Source organism: Mycoplasma marinum (assembly GCF_004335975.1).
Lineage (GTDB): Bacteria > Bacillota_I > Bacilli_A > Mycoplasmatales > Metamycoplasmataceae > Mycoplasma_K > Mycoplasma_K marinum.
In genome coordinates this window covers 1-11,043 of record NZ_PSZO01000025.1, presented here as the reverse complement: position 1 = coordinate 11,043, position 11,043 = coordinate 1, and the positions used below count along the sequence as shown (strand labels likewise).

Sequence of the window (11,043 nt, the reverse complement as noted above, 5' to 3'; positions counted from 1 at the left end):
AACTCGAACTCATTTCAAGTCCGAATCTTTAATATACAATTTTTGTATAATTTATTTATAACTGTAAAAGTGTTGCACTTTAAATTACAATGAAGAAAAAAGTGCTAAAAACACTTTTTTTTATTTACCCTTAATTGAATTAAGTCTTTCTTTTGTAGGTTCTTTACATAAATAAGAACCAGATACAAGAACATCTGCTCCTGCTTCAAATGCTTGCGGCCCAGTAATGTTATTAATACCACCATCAACTTCAATTATTACATCCATCCCACGACCATCAATATATTTTCTTAACTTAGAAATTTTCTCCAAAGTTATTTCATTGAATTTTTGTCCACCAGCTCCTGGTTGAACAGACATAACAAGAACAACATCGACAAATGGCAAGTAATCATAGATTTGCTCCACATTTGTTTTCGGGTTAAAAGCTATACCTTGTTTATATGCATTGTTTGATCCTGCTTTTACAATTTCCAAACCAACTTCGTATGATTCTGATTCATGGTGAAATGTTATAAGATCTGCAACGTGTTTAAATTTTTCAATGTAGTTGGGTGGAGAAGCAACCATTAAATGTATATCCACAAAGTGTTTTTCAGTTAAACTAACATTCTTTTCTACATCTTGCAAAGATAAAGCTGTTGCTGGAACAAAAATTCCATCCATAATATCATAATGTACTCAAGTTAAACCATTTTCAATAAGTTGGTTTGTAACTCTAGATTTTTCACTATTTTCAACATTTAATAATGATGCTGCTATTTTATTCATTTTTTGCCTCCTCAAGCAATTTAAGATAATTTTCATATCTTTGTTTTGAAATCTTACCGTCTTCAGCTGCATATTTTACAGCACAAATTTTTTCTTTATTATGTATACATGTTCTAAATTTACATTCTCTTGATAGACTTCTAAAATCTTGGTAAGAATGAGCTAATTCTAATTTAGTCAAATTAAATTCTAAAGAAGAAAATCCTGGAGTATCTATTAATTTTCCGCCAAACCAATCAATTATTTCAACGACCCTTGTAGTATGTTTACCTCTACCAAGAGCTTTGGATATTTCTTGAGTTTTGATATTCAAACCTGCAAGAGAATTTATAGTTGTTGATTTTCCAGCTCCTGTTTGACCAGTAAATACAGATAATTTATCCTTAAAAATACCTCTTAAAGTTTCAAATCCCAACTCATTAGGATTGGAAATTTCAAATGCATCATAACCTTGAACTTTATATTCTTCTAAATGTGTTTCATCAGTTAAATCAGCTTTCGTAAAAACTATAATTGGTTTAATATTATTAAATTCAATAATAGCTAGAAATTTATCCAATAATAAAGAGGAATATTTTGGTTCTTTAAGAGAGGTAATTATAATTGCTTGATCAACATTTGCAACTTTTGGTCTCACTAATGAGTTCTTTCTTTCACAAACTTCATTTAAAAAACCATTTGGTTCAAAATTAACAATATCTCCAACAACTGGAGAAATTCCTTCATTTCTCAAATTACCACGAGCACGTGTTCTATACTCAACGCCTTTACTTTCAATATCATAAAAACCTGCAATAACTCTAATAACTTGTCCCTGCATTATTTCACCACCAATACTGTTATAATAACTATTATTAATGCAATAAATGTGAAAGATAATATACCAATTAATGTCCATTTAGAATTCATAATTGAAAAGAAATTCTTCTTTTCTTTTGCTGATAAATTAATGGGTTTTTCATAAATTCTTTCAGTATCTAGTGCATTGCTTAAATCTTGATAAAAAGCAATCATATCAGAGTGCCTTTTATTTTTATCTTTCGCAGTTGCTCTTGCAACAACATTAGCAACAGATTGAGGAATGGATTCAACTGTTTTATTAACCATTGGTACAGTTGAATTTTTATGTTTCAATGCCGTTGCCAAAGCATCTTTTTCATTATAAGGACATGAACCAGTTAGCATTTCATACATCAATATTCCAAGAGCATAAATATCTCATTTATGACTTGGTTTTTCTTGATCTAAAATTTCAGGTGCAAGATATTGAACAGAACCTATAATACTATCTGACCTTGTTAATCTATCAGATTCTTCTGTTAGTGCAATACCAAAATCAATAATTTTAACCTTACCATGATCTGAAATCATAATATTTGAAGATTTAATATCTCTATGAACTATTCCTCTTTTATGAATCTCTGCAAAACCTAAAGCAAGTTGCTTTGAAAATTCTATTGCTTCGTCTACTGTCAGTTTTGTTCTTTGCTCAATATAATCTTTAAAAATAGAACCTTCAACATATTCCATAACGATATATTGAACTTTTTCATTAAGTTTTCAATCATAAATTTTAACAACATATGGAGAATCAACAGTTTTGGTTAATTTCATCTCGGAGTTAAAACGTTTCATTGCAACAATATCATTTTTTTTATCAGGATGCAAAACTTTAATAGCAACTCTTTTATGATCAAACATATCTTCAGCAAGATAAATTTCAGCCATACCACCTTGACCAATTTTTGAAATAATTTTATATTTATCATCAATTTTTTCTAGCATTATCCTCTCACTTTCACAATAGCAATTGTAAGATTATCACCAGAGTTTCCTTTAATAGCTGTCTCAATTAATTCATCACATATTTCTTCCAATGGTTTTTTAGAACCAACAATTGATTCAAATTGTGGTTTAGTTAAATAATCATGTATTCCATCAGATGTTTGGATTATATATTCAGTTTCTTTATTAATAGAAACTTGAAATGCATCTATTCTTGTAGTTTTTCTTGGCCCAAGAGCTGAAGTTAAAGCTGCACCACCTAAAATATTAGCTGCTTTTTCAGGAGAAAGTCCTTCTTCATTAATGTAATAATTTCTTAAATTATGATCCACAGTTATTTGATGAAGTAATCCATTATAAATATATGTTCTTGAGTCACCGACATTAAATATATATGCATTCCCATCTGGATAAAATAAAGTTAGAGTAACAGTTGTACCCATATCCAATAATGGTTTATCATTTTTAGCTGCCTTTTCCATAAGTTTCTTAGCTCTTTTAAGTGCATCTTTAAATCAAGGAAACAATTCATCAGAAGAATGTGGAGTATGTTTTATGAATTCTTTTTCTACAGCTTCAATAGTCAATCTTGATGCATATGATCCGCCAGTGTGACCGCCCATACCATCACAAAGGACAGAAAGAACAATACCATCCTTTTCTAGGATGGTTGCTTTATCTTGGTTTTCTGCTCTAACTACGCCTATATCAGATTTAACTAATGATTGCATTAATATCTCCCTAAAATAATTTTAGTAATTTCTTCTGCTGCCCTTTGTGGTTCATCATTTATAACTACATATTGAAATTTTGGTGAAAAAGAAATTTCTTCTGACGCTCTTGCGAGTCTTGTTTTTATTTGCTCTTCAGTTTCAGTCCCTCTTTCTCTCATACGTTTTTCAAGAACATCAATTGAAGGAGGTGCTAAAAAGATTGTAATCAAATCATCTGCTGCATCTTTATAATGATCAACAACGTTCATCGCTCCATATGGTTCTAACTCTAAAAAGGCTGATTTTCCCTTAGCCATTATTTTTTCTACTTCTGCTTCTAATGTTCCATACTTATTGTCAAAATGTTCATTTCACTCAATGAATGAATTTGACTCTATTTTCGAATTAAATTCTTCTTTAGTTAAAAAGAAATAATGCTTACCATGTTTTTCGCCTTCACGCGGTAAACGTGTAGTAGCGGAAACTGAAAAACCTAGTTTTAATTCTGGTTTTTCAAATAAATATTTTTCTACTGTTGCTTTACCAACTGCAGACGGTCCTGTAAAAACTATTAATTTACCTTTTTTCATAATTAAAAATATTATACATTACTTATTAGTAATACTGAAATTTTCCCGTATTTTTTAGATTTTTGAATCATGAATTTGTCAGGTATTATTAACTCTGCTGCACGATCAGTTTCCAAAATAATATAACCATTAGTTGCTAGTAGATTAGATTTTTTTATCTCTTCTAATGTTTGATTGTACAAATCAATTTCTTCATATGGAGGATCCATAAAAATTAAATTAAATTTGGCACCAGATTTAGATTTTACATATGAAATTGCATCAGTTTTAATGATGTCCATATTATTAATTTTTAATAAATCTTTATTACTTTTTATTATATTTATAGCTTTTGAATTTTTTTCAATTGCAATGGCTTTCATCGCACCACGAGAAACAGCTTCTAAAGCAAAAGCTCCAGAACCTGAGAATAAATCTAAAACAAGTGAATTTGGTACGTCAAATTGAATAGAAGAAAAAATAGCTTCTCTAATTCTATCAGTTGTAGCTCTTGTTATTTCCATTTCGGGCTGTTCAATTTGTCTTCCGCCATATTTTCCTGAGATTATTCGTAACATATTAGAATAATAGCACATGTTAATATATAATAAAAATATGAACTTTAAAATAACAAAAATACCCAAAGATAATAAAATCTTAAGGAAGACTTTAGAGAAAGTTGATTTTCCACTTTCTGAAGAAGTAAAAAAAGCGGCAGATTGAATGATAAATTATATCGATAAATCACAATTGCCAGGATTTGAAGATAGAGCTGGCGTTGGTATTGCCGCAAATCAAATTGGAGTAGATAAAAGAATGTTTTATGTCAATATACCACTTGGAGAAGATAAAGAAAATTTCAAAGAATTTTTAATAAATCCTGAATTCATTGGAATGGGAACAACACCATCTGCAATTGAAGTTGGAGAAGGTTGCTTATCTGTTCAAGAATCATGACCAAATACAGATGGACTTGTTCACAGAACTTTTAAAGTAATTGTAAAAGGTTATTCATACATACAAGGTAAGGAAATTACGATTACAAAAACAGGTTACGAAGCTATTGTTTTCCAACATGAAATGGATCACATTAATGGCGGACTATTCTATGATAGAATAGAACAAAAAAAACCTTGGAAAGTAAAAGAAAAGGAAGTTTTAATTTAACCAAAATAGCTAATAGCTATTTTTTTATATAGATAAAATCTCCCCAAATAAAAGATAAAAAGGACAATGATACTTTATTAATATCATTTTAGATACCGTTGGTTTCGTTTTCCTTGTATAATAAATAAGAAGAAGTGATACTTCACACAATAAACACATAATAAATAATTAGGAGACATACTATGATAAAAACTAAGATTTTTGGTCTTGGTGGTATGCAAGAGATAGGTAAAGCTGCTATTGTTATCGAACATGGCGAAGAAATGGTAATAATTGATTCAGGAATTAAATTTGCTGATTCATGACAAACTGGTATCCAAGGAATCATTCCTGACTATACATATTTAAAGGCTAATCAACACAAGATTAAAGCTATTTTTATTACACATGGTCATGAAGATCATATTGGAGCCATTCCATATTTACTACAAGAAGTGCATATCCCTAAGATCTACGCATCAAGAATTGGTTGCGAGTACATTAAAGCCAAACTACAAGAGCGTAAAATTAAACACAATACAGAATTTATAGAAACTACAAAGGATTTAGTTGTTAAATACGATCAACTAACAGTAGATTTTTGAACAGTTCAACACTCAATTCCAGATGCATTTGGAGTTAGAGTTAAAACACCAAACGGAACAGTTGCTGATACTGGTGATTTCCGTATTGACTATACACCAATTGGTGCGCATACAGATTTTGATAAATTAGATAAGGTTGGAGAAGAAGGTTTAACTCTTTTATTCTCTGATTCAACTAATGCCATGAGACCTGATCACTCACCAACTGAACAAGGTATATTAGAAGACATTCAAAAAATTATTGAAAAAGCTGAAAATAGAATTCTATTTACAACGTTTGCTTCAAATATCGAAAGAGTTGGAGCAGTTATTGAAATGGTTGAAAAAATGGGTAAAAAAGTTTGTCCATTTGGTCGTTCAATGGTTAATGGTATTAAAATTGCTTCAAGAGCAGGATATATTAAAATTAAACCAAATACAATTATTGATAAAAAACAAATTTCAAAATATGACAAAAATGAAGTTGTTATTTTAACAACAGGTTCACAAGGTGAAGAAATGGCCGCTCTTTCAAGAATGGCTAGAGGGCAACATCATCAAGTTAAAGTTGAAAAGGATGACTTAATTATATTTTCATCATCACCAATACCTGGAAATAGGATGAAAATTGAGTTGCTAATAAATCAATTAACTAAACTAGGTGCTGATATTAAAGAAAATGGAATAGATGGAAGATTACATACATCTGGTCATGCTTATAAAGATGAGCACCGTACTGTATTTAGAAAAGCTAAACCAAAATACTTTACTCCTTTCCATGGGGAATACAGAATGTCAGTTGCGCATGCACAAACAGCTGTTGAATGTGGAGTAAAAGAAGAAAATATTTTCATTATTGACAATGGTCAAGTTCTTGAAATGGTTGATGAAAAAATTACTCTTTCAGAAGAATTTATTAATCCAGGCCCAATATATATTGATGGTATTACAGCTTCAAAACAAACAAATGAAGTTATTGCAGAAAGAGAAAGACTTGCAGATTCAGGATTTGTTAATGTAGTTGTAGCTATAGACAAGAAAAAGAATTCTATTATTGGTAGACCAAGACTAATATCAAGAGGAACACTATTTGTTAAATCTTCGCAAGAGTTAATGAATGAAGCTCAAAGGTTGGTTCACGGTTCAACTCTATATACAATAAAAAATAAAAAAGATTGAAAAGTAGAAGATGTTAAATCAATCATTAAAGAGAGACTAGAACCTTTATTTTATAAAGTTAAACGTAGAAGACCAATTATAATTCCAGTTATTATTTTTGCTGAAGGTAAAAAACAAAACGGAAATAAAAGAGGTAAAAAACCTTCTAATAATAAAAAACCAAATAATAACAATAATAAAAAACAGGTAACTAAAAAAACACAAAATAAACAAACACCAAAACCTAAGACAACACAAAATAAATAATTTTTAGAAACTAAAACGAACCCAAAAAGGATTCGTTTTTTTTAATCGTTTTTTAGACATTAGAAAATAACTTTAAATTATTCCTTGATAATAATTTGTGCCCATATGTATTCCATTAAGTGCGCAACGCCTTTATTTTCTAAAGCCACAATTGGAATTATCTTGATATTTGGATATTTTAACTTGAATATTTTAAGCTTAGTTCTAGCGCTTTTCATATCCATTTTATTTGCAACAATTATTTGTTGTATCTTATTAAATTTATTTGAATAGTTAAATAATTCATTATTGATTTCAACATAATCTTTAATTGGTTCTTTATAACTTGAACCAAAATCTATAATATGTAATATAACCTTTGTTTTCATAATATATTTAATTATTTCATCACCTTTCCCCCTACCAAAAGAAGCACCTTTTATTATTCCAGGTAAGTCAAGCATTGCAAATTTCCTTCTGCCATCAATATCAGCAATTGCCAATGCAGGTTTAAGAGTTGTAAAATCATAGGCACCTATTTTGGCCTTATAATTTGTCATCTTGGAAATTAAAGTACTCTTCCCTGAACTAGGTTTACCTAATAATCCGACTTCAGATATAAATTCCATCTCCAAGTCAATATTGTGCAATTGTGCTTGCTCGCCTTTTCCAAATTCATATATTTTGTGCTTAGGATCAATTTCTTCCAAGGGTGTATTGCTCTTGTAAATTTTTGTAAGTTTTTGATTACCGAATCCACCACTACTGCCAGAAAATAATTTTGTTTTCCCTTCTGGAATAAAAAATTCTTTTTTATCAATTGTAATTTTAGTATTTTTAGGAACAAAAATAATCAAATCCTTTCCTGCCGAACCATTCCTTCCTGCTGAACCGCCTTTTTCCCCTTTTCTAGCAAATTGATTTTTCCTAATATCAGAAAGAGTCCTTAATCATGGATCAACATCTATAAAGACATCGCCTCCTTTGCCTCCATCACCTCCGCAAGCACTACTTTTATTAGCATTATTCATAAAATCAACAAATCCATCTCCACCATGACCAGCTCTAACCTTTATGTTTGTTTTATCGATAAATTTCATTTTTTCCCTTTCTTTAATTTATTAAAATAATTTTAAGAATTTGTCAAACTGTAAGGGAATACAAAAAAATACATACAATCACGTTGTAAATCTTTTGTATATTGAAAAAATGATCACTATATCATTATTATTTTATTTAAAGGGAATATAAAGGAAATATGCGTTTCTAAGATACCCTATAATTTAAGACATTTCAAAAAATTATTATTTAGATGTTGGTGCTGAATTGTTCACGATACCACCCCTTTTAATTTCTTAACTATTTTAATTATAATTAAGCATTCATAAAATATTACTATGATAAGAAAAGTTAACTTTTGAAATATTGATTAATTTGTTTGTAGTTAATATTAATATCGCAAAATAAAAATCCATTATTAGGACTTGTTTTTTAATGAGTAAATTAACTATTATTTTTTAATTGTTTTGCCACTTCAGCCGCAGAATTACCAACAACCAACGAAACAGAAGTAGAAGAAAAAATTGTTCCTGAAATACCTTTTAAATTCTCAATGTTTTCTTTTTTTACTTGTTTTTTATTTTTAAAAGATATCTTTACACGTTGGCGAGTGTTTGTTATTTCAGTTATATTATCCTTACCAATGGCTTTAATTATTTCAGCTATATTAACTTTAACTTTTGATTCTACTGTTAATTTATTTTTAGGAACTTGTTTTTTATTAATTCAAATTCAAATAAATCCAAAAGTTATTATTGAAAGTAATGCTATTTTAATTTTATCTAGTAATGTCATATTCCACCCCTTAATACTCTTAGTTTATTATAACATGTGGTAAAATTAAAAAGTATTTTAAGGAGAAAAATTATGAAAAAAAGAATACTAAGCGGTATAACTGCAACAGGAACACTTACAATTGGTAATTATTTAGGAGCAATTAAAAATTTCGTAAAATTACAAGAAGAATTTGAAATGTTTATTTTTGTTGCTGATCTACACGCATTAACAAATCCAATAGAACCAAAAGAGTTAAGAAAAAATAAGAAAAATATTATGGCTCTCTATATTGCATGTGGATTAGATCCGGAAAAAACAACCTTATTTAATCAATCTGATGTTAAAGAACATGGCCACATGTCTTGACTAATTTCATCTCAAACAACAATTGGAGAATTGAATAGAATGACACAATTCAAGGATAAATCATCTAAAGTTAAAAGCTCAAATGGAACAGAAATGATTCCTACAGGATTATTAATATATCCTGCATTAATGGCAGGTGATATATTATTATATAACCCAGATTTAGTTCCCGTTGGCGCTGATCAAAAACAACATTTAGAGCTTACAAGAAATATCGCAACAAGAATAAATAATAAATTTGGAGATACTTTTAAAATTCCAAAACCTTATATTGCAAAAGAAGGTGCTAAAATAATGTCACTAACAGATCCAACTTCTAAAATGTCAAAATCATCACCAAATGCAAAATCACATATCTTACTATTAGATGATCCTGAATTAGCTGCAAGCAAAATTAGAAAAGCAGTTACGGATTCAGAAAATAAAGTTTATGTTTCTCCAGAAAAACCAGGTGTTACTAATTTATTAACAATTTATGCAGGATTTAAAGACATAACAATAGCTGAGGCAGCTGAGTACTTTAAGAATCATAACTATAAGGACTTTAAAGATGAAATAGCCGTAGTTGTCAAGGAGTTTTTAATCAATATTCAAGCGAAATATAAAGATGCTATTTTAAACGTAAAAGAAATTGCAGAACAAGGAGCATTAAAAGCTTCTCAACAAGCAATTAAATCTTCTTCAAAACTAGAAAGAAGATTGGGACTTAAATAAGTATCACCCCATTTAAATTAAAGGAGTAATATATGAATTTTTTACATACATTAGGCCAAATACAAGGACCAATAACTTTGGTTTTTATTTTTATCGGTTTTTTAATAATGCTTTTTATGCGTTTTAGATATAAAAGAAATTTCAATGGAAGAAACACCATTTTACATTTAAGGATTTTAGGTGTGGCAATGGGTATTATTGAATTATCTTTCATAATTGCATTTGCTAGCATTGGAGCTTGATGGCACTTATTATATGGTGATATGTGTTCATTTATGGGGTTAGTAACTCCTTTTGTTCTTTTAACGGGTAATAAGAAAATAATTAAATCTATATTGCCTTGATTATTTATCGGAGCCTTCTTAACTTTATCTTCAGCGTCTTTTGAATATGACTCAACAAAGGCTTGATTACCAGATCAACTAATTTCATATTTTAAGCATGCTTTGATGATGATAATAGCTTTATATGGATTAATAACTATTGGTAAATATAAGAAATATGATTACTTCAGAACAATAATTTTTATATTTTTATTTATTTTATTTGTCATTATCTTAACAGGAAGTTTATATTGAACTGCCAATTCAAAACTTTGAAAAGATAGGTTCGGAATGTTCTCAACAGCTATGTTTGAACCTAGTTATAGAATAATTGTAACAACATTAAAGGGTGGAACAATAGTTCTAAAAAGCGAATCATATACATTCATGAATAATATAGCGCCATATCCTTGACCCACATTAATATTTTATCCATTTGCAGTTATTTTTTGTCTTGGTATTGCATATGGATCAACGTTCTTATCACAATGATTTAATATGGAAAAAGTGGAAACACCAAAACTACTTAAATGAATTAGAAGCAAAAAGAAAAAACCTTCAAAGAAGGAAAAGTAAATTAATCAAATATATTATGTTTAATTAGCAAAATAGATTATATATGAATTGATGAATTAGATTGTATTTCGATACAATCTTTTTTTATTTACCGTTGGATTAATAAGTTAATTTCTAAACTAAAAATTTAAAATAAAACTACATCCTTTGAATGTAGATATATTAGGATAAAAATTTAAGACACAACTCGGAAAGGGTGGTGTCTTTTATGAAACATTATAAATTTAAAGATAAATTGTGGGCATTAAAACAATTG

Annotated in this window: 12 protein-coding genes; 4 read left to right on the top strand and 8 right to left on the bottom strand. The window is 28.9% G+C overall.

The window, feature by feature from the left end; all coding sequences use genetic code 4:
• Nucleotides 1–120: 120 nt before the first annotated feature.
• The 6 genes from C4B24_RS04195 to rsmD are packed head-to-tail and all read right to left on the bottom strand — an operon-like array spanning nucleotide 121 to nucleotide 4,416.
• Nucleotides 121–771 carry a ribulose-phosphate 3-epimerase gene (locus C4B24_RS04195; protein ID WP_131599523.1) on the bottom strand — a complete coding sequence of 217 codons (651 nt, stop codon included), beginning with the start codon at nucleotides 769–771 and terminating at the stop codon, nucleotides 121–123.
• Nucleotides 764–1,591, bottom strand: coding sequence for a ribosome small subunit-dependent GTPase A (gene rsgA, locus C4B24_RS04190; RefSeq protein WP_246005081.1), 828 nt, complete (start codon nucleotides 1,589–1,591; stop codon nucleotides 764–766). The genes C4B24_RS04195 and rsgA overlap by 8 nt, the downstream gene beginning before the upstream one ends.
• Nucleotides 1,591–2,556: a serine/threonine-protein kinase gene (locus C4B24_RS04185; RefSeq protein ID WP_131599522.1), complete on the bottom strand. Its 966-nt coding sequence runs from the start codon at nucleotides 2,554–2,556 to the stop codon at nucleotides 1,591–1,593. Before C4B24_RS04185 ends, rsgA begins: the two co-directional genes overlap by 1 nt.
• Nucleotides 2,556–3,287: a PP2C family protein-serine/threonine phosphatase gene (locus C4B24_RS04180; protein WP_131599521.1), complete on the bottom strand. Its 732-nt coding sequence runs from the start codon at nucleotides 3,285–3,287 to the stop codon at nucleotides 2,556–2,558. Before C4B24_RS04180 ends, C4B24_RS04185 begins: the two co-directional genes overlap by 1 nt.
• Nucleotides 3,287–3,859 (bottom strand): guanylate kinase, encoded by a 573-nt coding sequence (gene gmk / locus C4B24_RS04175; protein ID WP_131599520.1) that lies wholly within the window; start codon nucleotides 3,857–3,859, stop codon nucleotides 3,287–3,289. The genes C4B24_RS04180 and gmk overlap by 1 nt, the downstream gene beginning before the upstream one ends.
• A gap of 11 nt (nucleotides 3,860–3,870) precedes the next feature.
• Entirely contained in the window at nucleotides 3,871–4,416 is a 546-nt protein-coding gene (gene rsmD / locus C4B24_RS04170; RefSeq protein WP_131599519.1) for a 16S rRNA (guanine(966)-N(2))-methyltransferase RsmD, read from the bottom strand.
• A 37-nt stretch (nucleotides 4,417–4,453) separates the two neighbouring features.
• Here rsmD and def point away from each other — a divergent pair, with 37 nt between their 5' ends.
• Together def and C4B24_RS04160 are read left to right on the top strand one after the other, a co-directional pair.
• On the top strand, nucleotides 4,454–5,005 hold the full coding sequence (gene def, locus C4B24_RS04165) for a peptide deformylase (RefSeq protein ID WP_131599518.1): 552 nt from the start codon (nucleotides 4,454–4,456) through the stop codon (nucleotides 5,003–5,005).
• A 182-nt stretch (nucleotides 5,006–5,187) separates the two neighbouring features.
• Nucleotides 5,188–6,993, top strand: a complete 1,806-nt coding sequence (locus C4B24_RS04160) for a ribonuclease J (protein WP_131599517.1) — start codon at nucleotides 5,188–5,190, stop codon at nucleotides 6,991–6,993.
• 77 nt (nucleotides 6,994–7,070) lie between these two features.
• On the opposite strand, the gene C4B24_RS04155 is transcribed toward C4B24_RS04160, so the two are convergent.
• Together C4B24_RS04155 and C4B24_RS04150 are read right to left on the bottom strand one after the other, a co-directional pair.
• Complete coding sequence (locus C4B24_RS04155) at nucleotides 7,071–8,072, bottom strand: GTPase (RefSeq protein WP_131599516.1); 1,002 nt, start codon at nucleotides 8,070–8,072, stop codon at nucleotides 7,071–7,073.
• 403 nt (nucleotides 8,073–8,475) lie between these two features.
• A complete protein-coding gene (locus tag C4B24_RS04150) occupies nucleotides 8,476–8,826 on the bottom strand; it encodes a PTS glucose transporter subunit IIB (RefSeq protein ID WP_131599515.1) in 351 nt (116 codons plus the stop codon).
• A 72-nt stretch (nucleotides 8,827–8,898) separates the two neighbouring features.
• Between C4B24_RS04150 and trpS the strand changes: the two genes are divergently transcribed.
• Together trpS and C4B24_RS04140 are read left to right on the top strand one after the other, a co-directional pair.
• Nucleotides 8,899–9,888: a tryptophan--tRNA ligase gene (gene trpS, locus C4B24_RS04145; RefSeq protein WP_131599514.1), complete on the top strand. Its 990-nt coding sequence runs from the start codon at nucleotides 8,899–8,901 to the stop codon at nucleotides 9,886–9,888.
• Nucleotides 9,889–9,920: 32 nt separating this feature from the next.
• Nucleotides 9,921–10,787: a TMEM164 family acyltransferase gene (locus C4B24_RS04140; protein WP_131599513.1), complete on the top strand. Its 867-nt coding sequence runs from the start codon at nucleotides 9,921–9,923 to the stop codon at nucleotides 10,785–10,787.
• The last annotated feature ends 256 nt before the right edge of the window (nucleotides 10,788–11,043 follow it).